The organism is Candidatus Tisiphia endosymbiont of Melanophora roralis (genome assembly GCF_964026575.1).
Taxonomy (GTDB): Bacteria; Pseudomonadota; Alphaproteobacteria; order Rickettsiales; family Rickettsiaceae; genus Tisiphia.
Genome location: NZ_OZ032161.1, coordinates 730,946 through 750,319, shown reverse-complemented (window position 1 = coordinate 750,319; position 19,374 = coordinate 730,946). Strand labels below are relative to the sequence as shown.

The following is a 19,374-nucleotide window of genomic DNA, read 5'->3' as shown; positions in this document are numbered from 1 at the left end:
TTAAACGATGCTCCTTTTAAACTCTTCCATTTCACCTGAAAGCAATAAACGGAAATTATTAATTATTACCTCAATGGAATTAACAATAATTTTATATTCCTCTTTAGAAAAAGAAGCTAAAACGTAATCCGACACATCATCATACGCCGCTGGTCTTCCTACCCCTATTCTTATACGATGATAATCATTTCCTATACACTGATCCAATGATTTTAAACCATTATGCCCACCACTACCACCAGCCAATTTATATTTTATTCTACCAGTTTCTAAATCTATATCATCATGCACTACAAAAATATTTTGTAATTTGACATTATAGTAAGAACATATTGCTTGTACTGCTTTTCCAGACAGATTCATATAAGTCATAGGCTTTGCTAATAGTAATTTATGTCCGCCTATTATCCCTTGTGCAAGTTCTGCATGAAATTTAGCTTTGGTATTCCAAGAAAATTTACAGTATTCTGATAAACGTTCCACAGCTGTAAAGCCAACATTATGGCGAGTATTTTGGTACTCTTTGCCTATATTGCCCAAACCTACAACAACTATATACCCTTTGTCTTCAGATTTAAGCATATTATAATATCATTAGAGAGCGATTTGCACTTATATTTAATCTCATGTAAGACATCGGTTTAATAGCCTAGAGTATCCCTGCACCGATGTCATCCATGCGAAGGCACATAGGTGTCATATATGGACGAAGTCCATGTCATCAACTTAAGAGCGTAGTGATTGAAAATGTATAAATAAATTAAACTCAATGTCATTGCGAGGAGCTGTGCAAAGCACAGCGACGCGGCAATCTAGGATACGTGAAGCGTTACTCTAAAAAAACAGCTTCGCTGTTTACCTAGATCGCCACGGCATCTACAGAGCCTTGCTATGACGGTTTAGGGCTTACAAAGCTCATCGCAATGACGATTTTTTAACTTTCAACAGTTGTGGGTGACAAGACATAGTACCCTTATAGCTTCAAAAACAACTACTTTGTCGGCTTCACTTCCTCAGTTACAGCTTCTTCATCTTCTGACTTACTACCCTTACGACCAATTATAGTAGCCATAATAAAATCATTTTTACTAGCTAGCTGGACTCCTTCAGGGAGTTTAATGCTTTTTGCTTTTAAAGACTGACCGATATGCATGTTGGTAACATCAATATTAATATTTTTAGGTATATTATTGACATCACATAAAAGAGTTATAGTTCTTTTTATTATATTAAAGAATCCTCCTCTTTTAACTCCCAAAGCTCTTTCTTTACCCTCATAGACTACCGGTACTTCCATTCTTTGGGTCTTTTCCTCTAAATGTACAAAGTCAACATGCCTTACTATGTCAGTAATAGGATGCAATTCTACAGCCTTTGGTAACACTTTATGCGTTTTACTACCCACTTTAATTTGAATAACTGTAGAGATAAAACTAGGTTTTCTATAATGCTTAGTTATCTCTTTTTCTTCGATAGAAACGGCTAGCACTTCTTTACCTGCTCCATAAACCATGGCTGGAACCATACCTTTCCTACGTAGTTCTCTTGCGACTCCCGTACCAAATTTCTCTCGCATTTCTGCTGCAAGTTCTAATAGTTCACTCATCTTTCTCTCCTAAGAGCTTTTAAAACATAGATGATAGTATTAAATGCTAAAAAATTCAAGTATTAATTTGACAAGCTGCTTTAAAGCTGCTTACATAATGCCACAGGGTAATTTCAAAGTTGTAATCAATGCAAAAAAGATGTCATTCCTGCCCGCGTAGGCGGAAATCCATAATCATTTAATAGCCTTTCAGGCTATTTTGTAGATTCCGCTAGCTACGCGGGAATGACATCTTTTTTGCTTACCCTACATTTAGTAGAGTTAATAAGGAGGTATTTACATGTCGAAAGATAAAGATCAACAAATAGAAAGCGTGTTATCACAGGAAAAAGGTAAATTACTGGATACAATAAATTCTGTAGGGAATCTTTTAAAGGCTAATGAAAAACTGGACGAGAGTAGACAGCTAAAACAGAAAGTGGAAGATTTAAAAAAAGAATACCCTTCTTTACCTTGGTTTGAAAGGTTTGTGCATACTGTTGCACAAGTAAAATATCTGTTTATAAAAAATGATGAGGAAATTGCTGAAGAAAAGAGAAGAGCCAACAGAGATGTACTCAAATATGTTGACAATACATTAAGAGATGTAGGTAAAAAAAACTTATCTTTACAGAGAATTATAGATACAGAGTTACAAGCAGGATTTGATAAGATCATAACCAAAGAACTATCAGAGGAACAACTACAACGGGTAAAACGATTAAGAGAATCCTTAGTAAAGTTGGATATATCTCATGAAAATTTTAGCCAAATTGTATCACAAGTTTATAATACTGATGAAGCGAAGGCACTACATCAAGAAAGAATAAGACTGGTACACGTACAACAAGATCTAGTTAAGTTGGTAAAGGCTAATGATAATATTAAAGAACTTCTTTCAATAAAGCAAGAATTAGCAGAATTGCGGGAAGAATTACCATCAACATGGCTAGACGGTCTTAAAAAAATTACTGCAAAAATCAAGCATATTTTTGTAAATACTCCAGAACAAATTTTAAAAGATAACATAACCCACAATAATGAAATATTAAAAAAGGTTGATCAGGGATTAGAGATCGCTGGTAAAAACATAGAAGATTCAACAATAGCTAGAAAAAATAGGTTGCAGAAAGAATTAGAAAAGCTTAAAGGAAGAGATCCAATAAACCTTAGGTCAGAGAAAGTAGAAGCTTTAAGAAGTGAGCTTGAGTCCACTTTTACAGCTGCAGTTACTGCTTCACAGCCATTGTCTACAAGCCAAGATTTGGCTCAATCTCAAGCCCTGTCATCATCAATGCCTGAACGGATAATACCTACACGCCAAGCACCACCGATTCCACCACTTATGCGTGCTACGTCGATGCCAGATCTAGCTATTCATCAAGCAGCGGAAAACACTATAACAAGATCTCTTTCATCTTCACCTCTTCCCCATACATCATTGCAGGATTCACAAAATATTCAGCATAGAGAGGAAACTAAACCGAAAGCACACATACCTGGTAAAGGTAAAGCACCATCTCCTCCCCCGTTGCAAAATCAAGAGGTTCAGCAAGCAACAGAATTTGCTATACCTCCAGCTCCTCCGTTGCCGGGTCAAAATACACTACTGCGTCCAGCACCACCGCCTCCATCGGTGCAGCATCAAGAGGGGCAGCAAGCAGTGGGAAGAGATATACCAACACCTCCACCGTTACCACCTGTAAGTAATATACCTCCACCTCCTCCGATAGAAGGTTTACATGCTGCTCAGCGAGCAGCAGGAAATGCTATGGCAGCACCACCTCCTCCATTGCCACAAGGTACTCAGCACACAACTGGAAGTGTGCCACCACCGCCGCCGCCTCCTCCACCAGCTCCGCCACCGCCTATAGAACCTACGGCAGGTCAAGCTCAGAAGGCAGCAGCAGTAGTAACACCGAAAGGACAAGGAGAAGATAGGGGAGCATTATTGGATGAAATTAGGACGGGGATACAACTTAAAAAGGTAGCATCCACAACAACTCATCCAGTACCTCCACCACCTTCGCCGTCAGGTTCTGATCATGACAAAGCAACAGTAGCAACAGCGAAAGGACAAGGTAATGAGAGGGGAGACTTATTTGCTGAACTGGTACTGAAGGCACAGATGAGGGAAAAAAAGCTATCTGAATCAGGGGAAAATAAAGCACTAGAAGAACTAGAGAAAGAACAAAAAACACCCCCTACTCGCTCTCCTAGCCCAGTGGAGAGTATCTTTGAGAAGGCTATGGCAAATAGGCGTCAGAAAATTTACCCTGATGATGATGATGAACCTGAACATGCTGATCTTGTAAAACTTATTGAAGACAAGATTGTTGATGAAAATACTCTTAACATGCTTATGAAGGAGGCTGGTGTTAAAAATGATAAGGAGCTAATTAAACTTATTAATGATAACGACATTTGGGATGATGACGATAGGGAGGAGAAACGAGACAAAGTCATCCAGCAGCTAGAGGAGATTAAGTCTAACCCTGTTGCTAACGTTGATGCAACAAAAGGACAATTTCCTCCAAAGTTACAGTCAGCAGCAAAAGCTATTGGAGAGAATCTTGCCATGACCCCAAAAGATGGGTACAAAACCCTTCCTCCTACTCCATCCCCCAAACTAGTTGGTATCAAAAAAGACCCTAGTTCTAGGGAAGTGTAGCGATTTATGCGAATTTGGGATAAGAATTAACTAATTCTTATCCCAAATTCGGTGAAATTATAGATTGCTTCGTCGACCTACGGTCTCCTCGCAATGACGTTTTATAGACGTATATGTCTATTAGCGAGCGAACGTACGTGAGCGTGGCAATCCATTTTGCTAAAAACATGATTTTAATCTTTTAAAATCATGTTTTTAGCTTTAGAAAGGTTTAAAATGCATTCGCAAAACCGCTTTAAGAATGCATATTTCCTTATATTAAAGCCAATTCGGGATAAGAATTAGTTAATTCTTATCCTGAATTCTTATGTTATTGTTACTGATTATGACACATATAACAACTATTGATTATAATTTTAAATTATTTTATAATTTATGATTAAATTGTTGTTGATTATTTAAATATTTGGTATATAGTTGATCTATGATAAAAAAATAGCTTTATGAAAACTACCTTACCTGACCGCTCACTAGTGATTAAAGAAAAGCTAGATAATATTGTTAAAGAAATCTTATATGTAGGCAAATCAAAAATAGCAATGATTATCTTATTTGGCTCTTATGCTAGAGGAGATTGGGTAGAGGATATAGAGAAGTTAGGAGATATTAGTTATTATAAGTATCAAAGTGATTTTGATCTTTTGTTGATTTTAAAGAATGGAGAATATGCTGGCTATCCAGCTATCAACCTACTCTATAAGATAGAGAACAGGCTAGGTAAAAAATTCTCATTAGATGAAAAACCACCAATTACTCTGATACTTGAACCTATTAGGTTGGTAAATAAGCAACTGGAAAAAGGTCAGTATTTCTTTAGTGATATCAAGAAAGAGGGAATTCTTTTATATGATAGTGGTGAATTTATACTGTCTGAAGCTAAGGAACTATCATGGCAGGAACGCAGACCAATAGCTGAGAAAGATTTTAAATATTGGTTTAAAAAAGCTAAGGACTTTCTGTCGCTCGCTCATTTGTGTTTGGATATAGAACAATTGAATAATGCAGCCTTTATGCTTCACCAAGCTACCGAGAGCTTTTATAATGCTATCCTGTTAGTTTTTACTGGTTACAAGGCCAAGTCACATGATATACTGGGACTTGGCGATAGGGCTAGAAGTCATCATTACGATCTCTATAAGATATTTCCACATGAGACTCAGGAGCAAAAAGATTGCTTTATGTTACTGCGAAATGCTTATGTTGACGCAAGGTATGATCAAGATTATACAATTAGTAAAGAACAATTACTTTACCTTATTAACCGGGTAGAGGAATTAAAGATAGTGACTGAGAAAATCTGCCTAGAAAAGATTAATAAAGAAGACTTAATGTGATTATTTTTCCTGAGGTATTTTTTCAATAAAAACTTTATCAAATAGGAATATATACTCTTCTGTTTTGAAGAATTGGATTTGAAAATGAATGGTGAGCATGCTAGGTCACAACTGTCGAAAGTTCAACAAACGTCATTGCGAGGAGACCGTAGGTCGACGAAGCATCCATATGACAAGCTTCATGGATTGCCGCGCTCACGTACGTTCGCTCGCAATGACGGTTTAGGGCTAACAACGCTCATCGCAATGGTGTTTATTGAACTTTCGACAGTTGTGCATGCTAGGCATACATGTAGTAGTTACGCATGCGAATCCATGATATTTTTAAAAAACAATTCTTCAAAGCAGAAGAGTATAATCAAAAATTAAATTCTAATATGCGTATACCATCAATATTTAAGAAAATATTACTAATTATTCGCCAAAGTAGTCGTATAATTGTTAAATTAGTAATTATAGATCAACTAGTAAAATGGTATTTTATAAATTATCTAAGAGGTAAAGTTGGTCTAACACTAGAAGTAACCAGCTTTTTAGATATGGTTTATGTTTGGAATTATGGAATTAGTTTTGGGATACTTCGAAATTATTATCAGTATAGTAATATGCTTTTTATAGTTGTTAACTCTGCCCTTATAGCATATTTGTGGTATATCTTATTAAAATGTAAGACGATGCCAAGCTTTGTTGGTTGTAGTTTTTTCATTGGTGGTGCTATTGGTAATTTGATCGACCGTTTTGTTCATGGGGCGGTATTTGATTTTATTTATTTTCACTATAAAGATTTTGGTTTTCCGGTATTTAATCTAGCAGATAGTTTCATTTCATTAGGTGCAATATTCTTATTACATGATTATTATAAGACCAAGAAAATTGTTGAACAACAACAAGATGTTGAATATAATCACGCTCGATTGCAAACTGAAGCGGATAGGATTCGTGAACTTGATTTTAAGAAAAATATAAATTTATAAAGAGGATTGATATATATGTACTTAAATGATTTGCAGCATGGGGGAAACAAACAAGGGGTGAGCGAGCACAAGCAGTACAATAAGGTATGTGAGTACGCGAATTCCCCGATAATATTTACAGAAACCAATTCTTTAAAGCAAAAGAGTATACAAGATGAATTTCAAGAGTTGGCTAGGCGTACGAGTGGCAAGCGAACGGAGCGTAGTCAAACCTACGTGAGTACGCGAAGTCCCATCGTGCCACAACGCCAACACTTGAAAGGCGAAGGGTATATGCGTATAATTTTTTTGTTATTTACTACCTTAGTAACACTGTCTGCCTGCAATAAAAAAGTAAAAGAAACAATAGGTATAGTGACACCTGGTCCTGATGAGTATAGGGTACAACGCAATAAAACCTTAGAAGTTCCCCCTCACTATGAATTGCCTTCTATCGAAAAAAAAGATACAAAGAGCCACAAAGTTTATTCTTCAAAAAATCTCAATGATGGAGAGCAAGCTTTAATAGAGGACATGGAAAAATAATACTATTATTTTAATATTATATAATTTTTTTACTTAGTGGACAAAAATTTTGGTATATACTCGATTAAAATTAACAATTGCCGGGGTCTAAAACAAGGTGGGTGATAATAATAAAAGTGTTGTATTAAATTTTGGTCCACAACATCCAGCTACCCATGGGGTATTAAGATTAATTTTAGAAATGGATGGGGAGGTTATCAATAAAGCAGACCCGCATATTGGATTGCTGCATCGTGGTACTGAAAAATTAATTGAGCATAAAACATACCTACAAGCTATACCATATTTTGATCGGTTAGATTACGTATCGCCAATGTGCCAAGAACACGCTTTTGCTTTAGCAGTTGAAGGATTGCTTGGCTGCAATGTGCCAAGACGAGCGGGGTTTATTCGAGTGATGTTTTCTGAGCTTACTCGTATCCTTAACCACATACTGAATATAACAACACAAGCCCTAGATGTTGGTGCTACTACCCCTCTATTATGGTTATTTGAGGAACGCGAAAAAATTATGGAATTTTATGAGCGTGTCTCCGGCTCTAGAATGCATGCAAATTATTTTAGACCTGGTGGTGTTGCACAAGACTTACCAAATGGTATACTAGAAGATATAAATATTTTTGTTCAGCAATTCTCAAAAAAATTAGAAGACGTCGAGACTCTGTTAAATGACAATAGAATTTGGAAACAACGCTTAGTAGATATCGGAGTAGTAAGTCAAAAAGAAGCTATGGATTGGGGGTTTTCTGGCCCAATGCTTAGAGGCTCAGGCATCGCATGGGATCTTAGAAAAGCTACCCCGTATGATGTATATGATGAGCTAGATTTTGATATACCAATTGGTAAATCTGGTGATTGTTATGATAGGTATTTGGTTCGTATTGAAGAAATGTACCAATCACTTAAAATTATACAGCAATGTCTTGAAAAAATGCCAAAGGGTGCTATTAAAACTGATGATCCTAGAATTGCACCACCCTCAAGAGAAAAAATGAAAGAATCAATGGAAGCCATGATTAATCATTTTAAACTTTACACTGAAGGATATGATGTGCCAAAAGGCGAAATATATAAATTTGTTGAAGCACCAAAAGGCGAGTTTGGTGTGTATTTATACTCTGATGGAACAAACAGACCTTATAGATGTCGGATTAAAGCCCCTGGGTTTGCCCATCTCCAAGGTCTAGATTTCATGTCAAAAGGACATTTGATGGCAGATGTGGTAACTATTATTGCCAGTCTTGATATTGTTTTTGGAGAAATTGATCGATGAATGATGAACCACTAAATTTCAGTTTTAATGATGAGAACTTAAAAAAAGCCCAAAATATCATTAAGAAATATCCTGAAAACAAACAAAAGAGTGCTATTCTGCCATTACTTGACCTTGCACAACGCCAAATGAATGGTTGGTTACCAAGAGGCTGCATAGAGTATGTAGCAAATTTTCTAAATTTACCTTTCATCCGAGCATATGAAGTTGCAACATTTTATACCATGTTTAATCTAAAGCCAGTAGGACAATATCATATACAAATTTGTGGGACTACTCCTTGTTGGCTAAGGGGTAGCGATAAAATTGTAACTATTTGTAAAAAAAAACTTGGTATTAACTTTGGTGAACTAACAAGTGATAAAAAATTTAGCCTTACAGAAGTTGAATGTTTGGGAGCTTGTGTCAATGCACCAGTTGTACAAATTAATGATGATTTCTTTGAGGACTTAGATGAAAAAAAAATGGCTGATTTAATTGATAGCCTCACCTGACTTCTGCTGGTAATTTATTCGTGCTACCTCTGCTCCTCACATACATTTGAGTACGCTGTGGGTCAAGATTCCGTGGCTTCTTTAAATCCTTGTGCATAAGCAAGTTTGCCAAAGATATCTAGTGTTGTAGATATTAATGATTTGGTTAATTGATATACTCAAATGATTTGAAGACTTGTTTTTTGAAAATATCATGGATTCGCATGCGTAATTATACTATATGTATACCTAGCATGCTCACCATTCATTTTCAAATCCAATTCTTCAAATCATTTGAGTATATCAAAAAAAATAATATCGAAAATTGAAATAATGAATTCTTGAACAATATCACTACTGGTTTAAACTTTCACTCTTTAAAGATAATTATTTATTACAATAGAAATTAAATTGTTGACATCTAAACTACTTAGCATAGCATAAGAAATATGATATATAATTAAAGAGGTGTATTTATGCTACGCAATGTGATTCTGAAGGAGCTAATGAAATTGGATGTTTTAGGTACATTACAGCAACTAGTAGAATCAGCCAAATTACATCTTAAACAGGGCGATAAGAATAGCTGTATGACTGAACTTGATAAACTAGAAGAGTATCTAGAAAATTTTCAAGATATTAGTATGATGCAATCAATGTTTGAAAAACATGCAATAGAACAAGGGCTAGAAAATGATGATATCCTAGAGATTGATAGACATAAACGAGATTTATAGCGGTAGATATATCTATAATAAGTATAATCTCAATTCTTATATCGAATTCAAGGGCAAATATACTCGAAGATTTGAAGAATAGGGACAATAAAAACAGTGGGTGAGCGACCAAGTGTAGATCAACTTACGTGAATACGCAAATTCCTCGCAAGTATTTGCGAAGCCAATTCTTTAAATCATTCGATCCACATAACAACAATGTTAGTATTTTATTTTAATAATTTACTAACATGTCATGCACTTTTGACAGCCAATATCTCTTTAACCTCAGATGGTTAGCAATATCTCTTTTTCCCCTTCTAATTTGTTTATAGAACCGTGATATTGTTACAACCAAGACTTATTATTTCAATTTTCTGCATTATTTTTTCTTGCTATTAATTAACCAAATCTTCAGTATTTATAAATACTAATAAATATATTTAAGGTGAATAAATGATAGGATACCAGCAAGAACAAAGAAGCCTAACGAAAGAACAAAAAGAAGCCGTTGGATTGCTTTCAATCGGGACGTTCTTGGAGTATTTTGACCTGATGTTATATGTGCATATGGCGGTATTGTTAAATGAATTGTTTTTTCAATCTTCTAACTCCTTGACGGCTTCTTTGAATACTGCCTTAGCTTTTTGTTCTACTTACGTTTTAAGACCATTAGGAGCTTTAATATTTGGTTGGATAGGGGATAATATTGGTCGTAAGGTTACCGTAGTCGTAACAACTACTATGATGTCTATTTCTTGTGTTGTAATGGCTACTCTTCCAACGTATGCAGAAATTGGTATTACCGCTTCTATACTGGTTACTATATGCCGTATGATTCAAGGTATGTCTTCAATGGGTGAAGTAATAGGAGCTGAAATATACGTTACTGAAATAACAAAACCACCAGTACAATATCCTGCTGTATCTATGATCACTATATTTTCTAGTTTAGGAGGTTTTGCTGCCTTAGGAGTTGCATCTCTTGCTATTAAACAAAATTTTAATTGGCGTTATGCTTTTTGGGCTGGAGCAGGAATTGCATTAGTAGGTTCTATTGCTAGAACTAAACTTAGAGAAACACCTGATTTTGCAAATGCAAAAAGTAGAGTAAAAAATATTATTAAAAAAGCTGGGTTTAACCATGACTCAATAGAGTCTAATCCAATTGTACAAGAAAAGGTTAAAATAAAATCTTCCATTTCTTTGTTTTTAATTCAATGTGCATGACCAGTATGTTTTTATTTTATTTACTTTCATTGTAGCAATATTCTTAAAAGTTCTTTTGGTTATAGTGGTGAACAAATAGTAGATCATAATTTCATTATCTCTATAGTACAAGTTTTGAGCTTTATAATATGGACTTATTTAAGTTGTTACATATATCCATTAATTCTTCTGAAAGTTAAATTAATAATATTTTCTATTATCGTCTTAATATTTCCTTATTTATTAAATAATTTAAATTCTCCATCTGATTTACTTATACTTCAACTAGTAACTATTATGTTTTCACTTTCATACTCTTCTGCTATGCCTATTTTCTATAAACATTTCCCAGTATTTAAGCGTTTTACTTATGCAAGTTTCTTATATGCCTTGTCTCGAGCTTTTATATATGTGATAACATCATTCGGACTTGTTTATTTAACAAATTATTTTGGAAATTATGGTATATTAATTGTAATAGTTCCTACAATTTTAGGTTTTGCATTTGGGTTAAATCATTTTGGAAACCTAGAGAAAGAAGTAGGGAATTATCCTCAAAAAGATCTAAATTAAGTAAGTTATTACTGATTAAAGCCGTTAAACATAATCTCTCTAACTCCTCTGTTATTTTATTGACTCCAAGGTATATAGAAAGAGGTATGAAGTGAGCCAAAGTCTCTTCTACTATCTTTTTAATTTTCTCGAGAGACTTAGCACTAATAGTTCTCAAATTATGTAATCTATCAAATAATTTGATATGTAATACATCCTTTTTATATTGAGAGAATAGTAAGTTTACAGTCTCTACTGCACTAATTTTTCTATCTATTTTAATTCTTGTCAAGTCTTGCACTTGACTAGCCACTTGCCTACCAAAAATATAGGCAATCATCTTTTCGGTAAGTGTTGTATCTTCAATGGTGTCGTGTAGTAATGCGGTAACAATCATGTCTGTTCTGAAATATTGTGGAAGCTCTAGGGCTGTGTACTGGGCAACCATATAAGCCACTTCAATCGGATGCGAGTAATACGGTTCACCGGACTGCCTCATTTGACTGCCATGATATTTTTTAGCATAGTAGATGCCTTTTTTGACTTCATACATGTTTATTGGTTGCTTTACTTTTTCATTGAGCGAAATTAATTCATTAAGCAACCTCTCAGCATATGCACAAGACTGGTATCTTGAATTATACCAATAATTATTAACATATTCCATAATAAACCATAATATTTTAGTTCTAAAGTTAGAATAAACTAAAATTCTGATTACTTAAAGCATTTAATATTTTTTATTTTTAAAAAGGTGCGTATTTTTTAATCCTGTTGTATAAATTACATATTTATGATATAATGCAACCAATTCTAGATGAAGATTTAGTAGCCTTTCTAGGTACATGGTTCATAGTAGTTGTGATTGGTTTATTCTGATTTGACAGATTCTTTGTTAATTCTAATGCTTTGGATTTTAAATCTTTTTCTTTAGAAGTAGCTTTAGCACTTTTCTCAATAAAACAACTCTGTAGTGACTTGCCGGATGGTAGTTTGATGGCGTGGTTGAACTTAGTTAGTTGCTCATTAAATACTTTTACATCCACTCCCTCAACTGGCAACTGATCACGAGTTTGTTTTACTAATTTTACTAGTGCATCGATTTTAGGTTGCATAGATTTAGCAATTATTGGTTTATTTTCAGGTTTGACCTTATCAGCACAGTCCTGAGGTGTAAGTTGTAATGCTGCACCATACATGAGATCTCTCATATAAGGATCTTTCTCTACACCAACACCTTGTCTAAAACATTTAAACAAGGAGAGAGGAGCTTTTTCACTACCTAAAGTTAATGCAAACCAAAATTCCATAGCAGCCATTTTCCAACTTGCATCTATTTTGCTTTGTGGTGCATCCTGATCTTCCATGTCAGAAGCTAATCCATAATAAAACTCTCCCCAACGGTGATGATGTTCAGACGTGAGTTTATTTTGTGATGATGATTTTGCCATAATACTACCTATTATTTATCTTTAAATATTTTAATTCTGCTATAATATTACCAATCTCTTCCACCCATACCTTTGCTAGGATCTTTAGTCTTTGGGGTATTAAGATTTATAGAATTCGTTCTTTGTAATTGAGTGTCCTTATTTTCTTTAGCACTTAATATTCCCATATGTTTCTCTAACTTATAATCAGAAATTATTTGTTTTGTATCTAACTCTTGTTGAGATGCTAGAACGGCTAGGTTTTCTGACGATAATGCACTTCTAGCTTTCGAAGGTAGCAAAGTAATAAAAGTTTGGGGCTGTTTTTCCGTTGGAGTTAACTTTTTAGCCATTTCCTCTGGAGTAACATCGTATATCTTATGAAATACTTCTTCCCAAAATTGTGCCGCATCTTCGTTACATCTATTGTTCTCAGCTAACTCTTTATTAAGACAAATATTGTAAGCATGTTGTTTTATTCCTTGCTTGTATGCTTTGTACTGATCTATTTTCTTATTAACTAAATTACGGTAACCTTCATGATGTTTTTTCTGATTAGCCAACAAGACTCTTTCCGGGTGATCTTCTGATAAATGCTTAACTTGCTCCTCACATTCCTCAATTTTCTTTATTTCATTAGAGTGATGTTCTCGTTCTATTTTAGCTAGCTTTTTAGTTAGCCGCATGTGTTTAATACGAGCGTTTTCTTCTTTTATTTGTTCAGGTGTTTTGCTGAATTTCTGCTTTTCTTCCTCAGTAAGTTTCCGACCTGCTTTTGTAGCTTCAAAGATTTCGTGTAAACTTTCATTATCTTTCCTTTGTCTATTAAGAGAATCATCATAAAAAGAATCAAAAGCTTTATAAATGCCTTGAACTTTATGCTCTCTATCAATTCTTTCTTGTTCTTTTGCTAATCTTATGCCCTCATTGAAATCCACAACTTGGATTTGCTCAGTTGTTTCATAATCAAGAGTTTTACTTACTGCAGTTGCTATTAATTCCAGTATTCCAATATCTATCCCTAACTGACTAGCCATTAAAGCTAAACTACCAGCATCAGCTATAATCAAAGCTAATTGCGTCCTTGAAGTAGCATTACGTACCCTCCCCTCAAGTTTTTCATACTCTTTTTTAATGAAATTCCTCTTAGAAGCATCATTATCTAAATCATTGGTCATTTTATATTTCACCATATTAGGGTTTGGTTAACTATTTTATTATTAAAACTAATACTAAATTATTAGTCAAGCATTCTTAAATTGTAACTATTATTAATTTTCTACTATATTATTAATTTTCTACTATTGTTTTTATTTATAAGCACTATGAATAGCAGCAACACCTAAAGTAAGATTCTTATAACTAACATCAGTAAAGCCGACATCCTTTAGCATAATTGCAAAGCTCTCCTGATCTGGGAATACATTAATACTTTCCACCAAATATTGATAAGCTGATTCATTGTTTGCTATAATTTTACCAATCTTAGGAATAATATTAAACGAATAAAACTGGTATAATTGCTTCAGACAATCGTATTCTACTTTAGAAAATTCTAAACATAAAAATTTACCCCTAGGCTTTAGTACTCTATATGCTTCTTTTAGGGCATTGTCAATTTTTGCCACATTCCTAATACCAAATGCTATAGTATAATAATCAAAACTATTATCAGGAAAAGGTAAGCTTTCTGCATCAGCAACGACATACTCTAATCCCTGTAATATATTACTATCAATAGCTTTGTGACGTGCTACCTCCAGCATATCATGATTTATATCACACATCGTCAGCTGCACTAATACATTTTTTACCGATGCTCGCTTTATTATTTTAAAAGCTATGTCACCTGTACCACTTGCCACATCCAATATATTTGATTTTAAATTGGGGATTTGCCTAACAAATTCATCTTTCCACAAACGATGTACTCCCAAACTCATTAAGTCATTCATTACATCATATTTATTAGCAACACTAGAAAAGATATCTTTAACTAAATCTCTTTTTTGATCAAAGCTCACTTTTGAGAAGCCAAAATTTACTTGATCAGATTGGTTATCATTATTTTGCATATTATTACTTAGTGCTAAGTTGCTTATGTGTTATATTATGTTATATTATGAATTATTAATAGTATTAAAATGTAAAAATGCCAGAACTTCCTGAGGTTGAAACATTAAAACGTTGCCTAGAACAGCGAATAGTAGGGGCTACCATCAATAAACTCGATAAGAGACGAGATGATATACGCTATAAACTAAGCGATCAGTTAGAGTCAAATGTAGAGTCAGCAAGAATTGTAGCTTTAAGGCGTAGGGCAAAATATTTGCTAATAGATTTGGATAATTATTATTCCATTATTGTACATCTTGGCATGACTGGTAGGCTGACCTTACAACCTAGTGATTATAGGCTACAAACGCATGATCACGTGGTTATATCTTTGACAAGTTGCGAGAAATTAGTTTTTAATGATCCACGACGTTTCGGGATGATTTATAGTACGCCAACAAACCTCGCCCAAGAAAAATTTTTACTAAATTTAGGTGTAGAACCTTTGTCAAATGATATGTCTGATGAGTATCTAAAAACAAAATTATTGAATCGCTCTGTTCCAATAAAAAATTTATTAATGGATAATCGGATTATTGTCGGTGTTGGTAATATATATGCTTCTGAAAGCCTTTTTATTGCTAAAATACACCCAAGCAGATTGGGTAGTAGTTTGTCAAACAAGGAAATAACTAATTTGGTATTAGCCATTAAAAATGTTTTAACAAAGGCAATATCAGCAGGAGGTACTACTCTCAAAGATTTTGTTAGCGGTGATAGTAAACCTGGTTACTTCCAACAAGAATTACAGGTTTATGCACGAGAAAATCAAAAATGCCTAAACTGCGAGGGAATAATAAGGAAAATAAAACAATCCGGTAGAACTAGTTTCTATTGTTCTATTTGCCAAGAATGAGAGCTATACCGCTCGTAAATGAAGAGTTGATACAGGGCAGTTTAAAAGTCCCAACTAATGATAGAAAAGTTTGTTTTTTAAAAAGATAATTGCTGTTTATTTGGATCACCACGCCACTTTGTGGCTCACGATGACAACTATTTATTTCTATAATTTAGTATTTTATATCATTAGTTGGGACTTTTAAACTGTCCTGAAAATCATAGAACAATAATTTTTTTTGTGCATGGTCGGAAAACATGTTACACTAATATAATTAGTTAACCAGTGAATCAATTTATAAGTGGTTATAATGTAATATTAACATGAATAAAGAGGCATTTATGTATAAAAATTTTTATGTTGTAGGAGATAGTTTATCTGATAATGGAGCATTTGTTGGATCTTTGAATAGTATATTAAATGTAATAAAGGAAGAATTTCATTTTCTCAAGTGGGTTGACAAGATTTATTTTGCCCCTCCATTTTATCAATCCCGATCTTTTAGCAATGGTCCAATGGCAGTAGAATATGTAGCTGATAAGTTAGGAACAACAATGAAACCAGGGTGGAGTTTTAATATTACTCCAGCATTAAAACATTGGATCTTAGAGAAAAAATCTATAGAATTGGGTAGACCATTTGACGATTTAATAAAGCAAGGGGGAATAAAAGCTACAAATTATGATTTTAGTGAACAAATTGGTACTAATTATGCTGTTTCCAATGCTAGAGCCTCTAAAGGTGATGCTGTGCCTGATTTTTTATTATTTAATTACTTTCAGTTAAAAAACCAAGTCCGTACTTTAGTTAGACACCATCCCGATATTAGCACAGAAGATTTACTATTTGTTATGATTGGTGGCAATGATATTATGGCTGCTCTTTTTAATAAGAATCCGACTGCATTAGTTGATGAAAGTATAACAGAAATATGCAATGCTATTGAATTTTTAGCTACAAACAGTAGTCTACAATACATAGTGTTCCAGATATTGGCTTAATCCCAAGGTTTGTTAACACAGATTTACAAAAGCTAGCTACTAATTTATCACAAGATTTTAATCAAAAGTTAGTAGAGGCAATTAAAGACTTCAATAGGAAATTTCCTAAGATTAAAATAAAATTATTTGATATTGAAAGTATATTTAAGAGCTTAATTAGTGATTATGTAAAGAAAGGATACAATACTGAGCAGGCTTGTGTTACAGATATTGCTGATCATCAAAATTTTATAGATTTGCTAGAATTATTATTGAAAGGTCGATTAGATGCTGCATATAACTGTGGCTGTAATGAAGAAAAAATTCTACAATATTTATTTTTTGATTTTTTTCATCCAACTAAGCTTCCACATCAAACTGTAGGAGATAGGTTATATAATTTTATTGTCTCAAGATGATTTTGTTATACTGCTCGTAAATGAAGGGTTGATAGACGATAGTATAACTTCAAGAAGAGCTAGGCAGTAGCAAAGTCGCGCGGCGTAGCGTACATGAGTAACAGAGCAGATTCGATCTTTGGTCACGGGAATCTTAATTCTTGAAGTTCTACCTAAGTATATAATTATGATAACCTCTTAATCTAGAGCAGTTTAAAAGTCCTAACTAATGATAGAAAATACTAAATTATAGAAATAAATAGTTGTCATCGCGAGCCACAAAGTGGCGTGGCGATCCAAATAAACAGCTGTTTTATTTTTTGCCACTGCAACTTTTGGATTGCCACGTCGCCGCTTTGCGGCTCCTCGCTAATAGACATTTATGCATTTTAAAAAACAAACTTTTCTATCATTAGTTAGGACTTTATAAATTACCCTGGACTATAATCTAAAAAATCCTGTTTTATTTGCCCGTGAAATTATATAGAATACACAATAAACTATGGTGTTTATTACCGTAATTATTGGGGTAATTGGTATGTCAAGATATAATGACACTACTAAGCCAAGGAAGTCTACAATTAAAGCTACGATAACTGAATTGATAATCATTTGTGCTGGATTACTAGAAATCATCCTAGCGGTCATAGCTGGAATCAGCAAAATACTAGTAACGAGTAGTGCCCCAACAATCTTAATAGTCGAGAATACTGATAAAGATAACAGTAACAAAAATGCCAATTCAATCGTTCTTACTTTCACCCCCTTAATTTGAGCAATATCTCTATTAATGACAATTAGAATAATCTGGTTATAGAAATACCAAACGAAAGAAATAACGAATATAAGTATAATTGATAAGGTTAATATATCATTTAAAGAGGCAGATAAAATATCGCCAAATAATAGGTTAGTGATCTTAATCTGTAGTGGGTACATATAACCTACTACTAAGGCTAAAGATAACATAAAACTTGATATTAACATTACCACGCTACTACCACCTGACCTATGTTTTAACGTAAACACCAAGATAGCAAATATAATGGCAACAACTAGTCCTGAATAAACAACAGGCAAATGGACAAGGATACTAATACTTCCAGCAAGTAAACTTGCGTGCGAAAGACCATCACCAAAATAAATATATTTTTTCCATAAGCTTATACAACCAAGAGGAGCAAAAATTAGACTGATTAGAATTATAGTTAATATTATTATAGTCATTTTATACGATTTTTGGTAGATAATTTGAGAATAGCACTTAGTGCTTCATGATTTTTGTGGTATATTAGGAATGGATTCTATAACCAGTGAAGAAATATGTCTACAAAATCTTCTATTAATCAAATAGAACTAGAAAAGTTTAGTAAAATTTCTAGCAGATGGTGGCAGGAAGATGGAGAATTTAAAATTCTTCATCAAATAAATCCTATTCGCCTTGGTTACATAATAGATAAGATAAAAGGTCATTTTAATATAGATGATGATATAGTACTACCTTCAAAATTAGATATTTTAGACGTAGGATGTGGCGGGGGATTAATTACCTCTGCTCTCTGTAAACTAAATGGCACAGTCACTGGCATAGATGCACTACAAAGTAATATAGATATTGCGATGAAGCATGCTGAAGAAGGAAATTTGAATATACAATATCTTAAATCAACTGCTGAGGAATTAGTATACTCAAATAGCAAACAGTATGATGTGGTACTATGTTTAGAAGTCATGGAACATATAGACAATCCTAGTGATTTTGTAAAAAACCTAGCTAGTTTAGTAAAACCAAATGGCATGATTATAATTTCAACAATTAACCGTACTGTCAAAGCTTATATGTTAGCTATTTTGATGGCAGAATACGTGCTTAGTTGGATACCAAAAAAAACCCATGACCATAGTAAATTTCTTAAACCATCTGAAATTTATTCTATGTTTAGTAAAAATAACATAGAGCTTAAAGAGCTTAAGGGCTTAACCTATAATATCGTCAATAGCAGTTGGCAGTTGAGTGATGATATAGAGGTAAATTATTTTGCTTATTTAACTAGACCTCTTGCAGAACTCGCTCTGAATTAACTTTAAACCTCAATTTCGGATTAATTTCATTAATCCGAAATTGGAATGAGAATGTAAACAATCAGGCTTAAAGCGGCTATCACGCCTGATCGATAATAGATTAAAATGCATTCGTACCAGCCGCTTCAAGAATGCATTTTTCTGAAGAACTTAAATTATTCTAGCCAGTTTTGGATTAAAATTTTTAATTTTAATCCAAAACTGAGGTTATAAAGGAAA

General features: G+C 33.7%; 19 protein-coding genes. 12 read left to right on the top strand and 7 right to left on the bottom strand.

The genetic code is table 11. The features are described 5' to 3' along the window. Window positions 1–582: an aminoacyl-tRNA hydrolase gene (gene pth, locus AAGD53_RS03695; protein ID WP_341763332.1), complete on the bottom strand. Its 582-nt coding sequence runs from the start codon at window positions 580–582 to the stop codon at window positions 1–3. Window positions 583–991: 409 nt separating this feature from the next. Next, a complete protein-coding gene (locus tag AAGD53_RS03690) occupies window positions 992–1,606 on the bottom strand; it encodes a 50S ribosomal protein L25/general stress protein Ctc (RefSeq protein ID WP_341763331.1) in 615 nt (204 codons plus the stop codon). 280 nt (window positions 1,607–1,886) lie between these two features. On the opposite strand from AAGD53_RS03690, the gene AAGD53_RS03685 reads away from it, so the two are divergent. From AAGD53_RS03685 to AAGD53_RS03650, 8 genes are all read left to right on the top strand, one after another. Continuing rightward, on the top strand, window positions 1,887–4,256 hold the full coding sequence (locus AAGD53_RS03685) for a WH2 domain-containing protein (protein ID WP_341763330.1): 2,370 nt from the start codon (window positions 1,887–1,889) through the stop codon (window positions 4,254–4,256). Between the two features lie 443 nt (window positions 4,257–4,699). Then, a complete protein-coding gene (locus AAGD53_RS03680) occupies window positions 4,700–5,590 on the top strand; it encodes a HEPN domain-containing protein (protein ID WP_341763329.1) in 891 nt (296 codons plus the stop codon). Between the two features lie 383 nt (window positions 5,591–5,973). Beyond that, the gene (gene lspA / locus AAGD53_RS03675) at window positions 5,974–6,564 is read left to right on the top strand and encodes a signal peptidase II (RefSeq protein ID WP_341763407.1); all 591 of its coding nucleotides are present in this window, start codon (window positions 5,974–5,976) and stop codon (window positions 6,562–6,564) included. Between the two features lie 15 nt (window positions 6,565–6,579). Continuing rightward, entirely contained in the window at window positions 6,580–7,089 is a 510-nt protein-coding gene (locus AAGD53_RS07740; RefSeq protein ID WP_410521118.1) for a hypothetical protein, read from the top strand. 97 nt (window positions 7,090–7,186) lie between these two features. Beyond that, window positions 7,187–8,362 (top strand): NADH dehydrogenase (quinone) subunit D, encoded by a 1,176-nt coding sequence (gene nuoD / locus AAGD53_RS03665; RefSeq protein ID WP_341747507.1) that lies wholly within the window; start codon window positions 7,187–7,189, stop codon window positions 8,360–8,362. Continuing rightward, complete coding sequence (nuoE, locus tag AAGD53_RS03660) at window positions 8,359–8,856, top strand: NADH-quinone oxidoreductase subunit NuoE (RefSeq protein WP_341763328.1); 498 nt, start codon at window positions 8,359–8,361, stop codon at window positions 8,854–8,856. Before nuoD ends, nuoE begins: the two co-directional genes overlap by 4 nt. Window positions 8,857–9,311: 455 nt before the next feature. Continuing rightward, on the top strand, window positions 9,312–9,572 hold the full coding sequence (locus AAGD53_RS03655) for a hypothetical protein (RefSeq protein ID WP_341760950.1): 261 nt from the start codon (window positions 9,312–9,314) through the stop codon (window positions 9,570–9,572). Window positions 9,573–10,007: 435 nt separating this feature from the next. After that, window positions 10,008–10,781 (top strand): MFS transporter, encoded by a 774-nt coding sequence (locus AAGD53_RS03650; RefSeq protein WP_341763327.1) that lies wholly within the window; start codon window positions 10,008–10,010, stop codon window positions 10,779–10,781. A gap of 463 nt (window positions 10,782–11,244) precedes the next feature. Here the strand turns inward: AAGD53_RS03650 and AAGD53_RS03645 are convergent, their stop codons facing one another. The 4 genes from AAGD53_RS03645 to ubiE form a co-directional block, all read right to left on the bottom strand. Further along, on the bottom strand, window positions 11,245–11,979 hold the full coding sequence (locus tag AAGD53_RS03645; RefSeq protein ID WP_341763326.1) for an HD domain-containing protein: 735 nt from the start codon (window positions 11,977–11,979) through the stop codon (window positions 11,245–11,247). A gap of 124 nt (window positions 11,980–12,103) precedes the next feature. Continuing rightward, on the bottom strand, window positions 12,104–12,763 hold the full coding sequence (locus tag AAGD53_RS03640; RefSeq protein WP_341763325.1) for a hypothetical protein: 660 nt from the start codon (window positions 12,761–12,763) through the stop codon (window positions 12,104–12,106). A gap of 47 nt (window positions 12,764–12,810) precedes the next feature. Next, the gene (locus tag AAGD53_RS03635) at window positions 12,811–13,935 is read right to left on the bottom strand and encodes a hypothetical protein (RefSeq protein ID WP_341763324.1); all 1,125 of its coding nucleotides are present in this window, start codon (window positions 13,933–13,935) and stop codon (window positions 12,811–12,813) included. Between the two features lie 117 nt (window positions 13,936–14,052). Beyond that, window positions 14,053–14,817: a bifunctional demethylmenaquinone methyltransferase/2-methoxy-6-polyprenyl-1,4-benzoquinol methylase UbiE gene (ubiE, locus tag AAGD53_RS03630; protein ID WP_341763323.1), complete on the bottom strand. Its 765-nt coding sequence runs from the start codon at window positions 14,815–14,817 to the stop codon at window positions 14,053–14,055. Between the two features lie 77 nt (window positions 14,818–14,894). On the opposite strand from ubiE, the gene mutM reads away from it, so the two are divergent. The 3 genes from mutM to AAGD53_RS03615 all read left to right on the top strand — a co-directional run bounded on the left by mutM (window position 14,895) and on the right by AAGD53_RS03615 (window position 17,094). Continuing rightward, on the top strand, window positions 14,895–15,713 hold the full coding sequence (mutM, locus tag AAGD53_RS03625; protein ID WP_341763322.1) for a bifunctional DNA-formamidopyrimidine glycosylase/DNA-(apurinic or apyrimidinic site) lyase: 819 nt from the start codon (window positions 14,895–14,897) through the stop codon (window positions 15,711–15,713). Between the two features lie 305 nt (window positions 15,714–16,018). Beyond that, a complete protein-coding gene (locus AAGD53_RS03620; protein ID WP_341763321.1) occupies window positions 16,019–16,696 on the top strand; it encodes an SGNH/GDSL hydrolase family protein in 678 nt (225 codons plus the stop codon). Further along, window positions 16,669–17,094: an SGNH/GDSL hydrolase family protein gene (locus AAGD53_RS03615; RefSeq protein WP_341763405.1), complete on the top strand. Its 426-nt coding sequence runs from the start codon at window positions 16,669–16,671 to the stop codon at window positions 17,092–17,094. The genes AAGD53_RS03620 and AAGD53_RS03615 overlap by 28 nt, the downstream gene beginning before the upstream one ends. 420 nt (window positions 17,095–17,514) lie before the next feature. On the opposite strand, the gene AAGD53_RS03610 is transcribed toward AAGD53_RS03615, so the two are convergent. Further along, a complete protein-coding gene (locus AAGD53_RS03610; protein ID WP_341763320.1) occupies window positions 17,515–18,300 on the bottom strand; it encodes a metal ABC transporter permease in 786 nt (261 codons plus the stop codon). A 96-nt stretch (window positions 18,301–18,396) separates the two neighbouring features. On the opposite strand from AAGD53_RS03610, the gene ubiG reads away from it, so the two are divergent. Continuing rightward, window positions 18,397–19,155 (top strand): bifunctional 2-polyprenyl-6-hydroxyphenol methylase/3-demethylubiquinol 3-O-methyltransferase UbiG, encoded by a 759-nt coding sequence (gene ubiG, locus AAGD53_RS03605; protein ID WP_341763319.1) that lies wholly within the window; start codon window positions 18,397–18,399, stop codon window positions 19,153–19,155. Window positions 19,156–19,374 lie beyond the last annotated feature (219 nt).

Excerpts from the sequence above, each read along its gene's own strand:
- pth (WP_341763332.1), bottom strand. The coding sequence starts at position 582 with ATGCTTAAATCTGAAGACAAAGGGTATATAGTTGTTGTAGGTTTGGGC.
- AAGD53_RS03690 (WP_341763331.1), bottom strand. The coding sequence starts at position 1,606 with ATGAGTGAACTATTAGAACTTGCAGCAGAAATGCGAGAGAAATTTGGT.
- AAGD53_RS03685 (WP_341763330.1), top strand. The coding sequence starts at position 1,887 with ATGTCGAAAGATAAAGATCAACAAATAGAAAGCGTGTTATCACAGGAA.
- AAGD53_RS03680 (WP_341763329.1), top strand. The coding sequence starts at position 4,700 with ATGAAAACTACCTTACCTGACCGCTCACTAGTGATTAAAGAAAAGCTA.
- AAGD53_RS07740 (WP_410521118.1), top strand. The coding sequence starts at position 6,580 with ATGTACTTAAATGATTTGCAGCATGGGGGAAACAAACAAGGGGTGAGC.
- nuoE (WP_341763328.1), top strand. The coding sequence starts at position 8,359 with ATGAATGATGAACCACTAAATTTCAGTTTTAATGATGAGAACTTAAAA.
- AAGD53_RS03655 (WP_341760950.1), top strand. The coding sequence starts at position 9,312 with ATGCTACGCAATGTGATTCTGAAGGAGCTAATGAAATTGGATGTTTTA.
- AAGD53_RS03650 (WP_341763327.1), top strand. The coding sequence starts at position 10,008 with ATGATAGGATACCAGCAAGAACAAAGAAGCCTAACGAAAGAACAAAAA.
- AAGD53_RS03645 (WP_341763326.1), bottom strand. The coding sequence starts at position 11,979 with ATGGAATATGTTAATAATTATTGGTATAATTCAAGATACCAGTCTTGT.
- AAGD53_RS03640 (WP_341763325.1), bottom strand. The coding sequence starts at position 12,763 with ATGGCAAAATCATCATCACAAAATAAACTCACGTCTGAACATCATCAC.
- AAGD53_RS03635 (WP_341763324.1), bottom strand. The coding sequence starts at position 13,935 with ATGGTGAAATATAAAATGACCAATGATTTAGATAATGATGCTTCTAAG.
- ubiE (WP_341763323.1), bottom strand. The coding sequence starts at position 14,817 with ATGCAAAATAATGATAACCAATCTGATCAAGTAAATTTTGGCTTCTCA.
- mutM (WP_341763322.1), top strand. The coding sequence starts at position 14,895 with ATGCCAGAACTTCCTGAGGTTGAAACATTAAAACGTTGCCTAGAACAG.
- AAGD53_RS03620 (WP_341763321.1), top strand. The coding sequence starts at position 16,019 with ATGAATAAAGAGGCATTTATGTATAAAAATTTTTATGTTGTAGGAGAT.
- AAGD53_RS03610 (WP_341763320.1), bottom strand. The coding sequence starts at position 18,300 with ATGACTATAATAATATTAACTATAATTCTAATCAGTCTAATTTTTGCT.
- ubiG (WP_341763319.1), top strand. The coding sequence starts at position 18,397 with ATGTCTACAAAATCTTCTATTAATCAAATAGAACTAGAAAAGTTTAGT.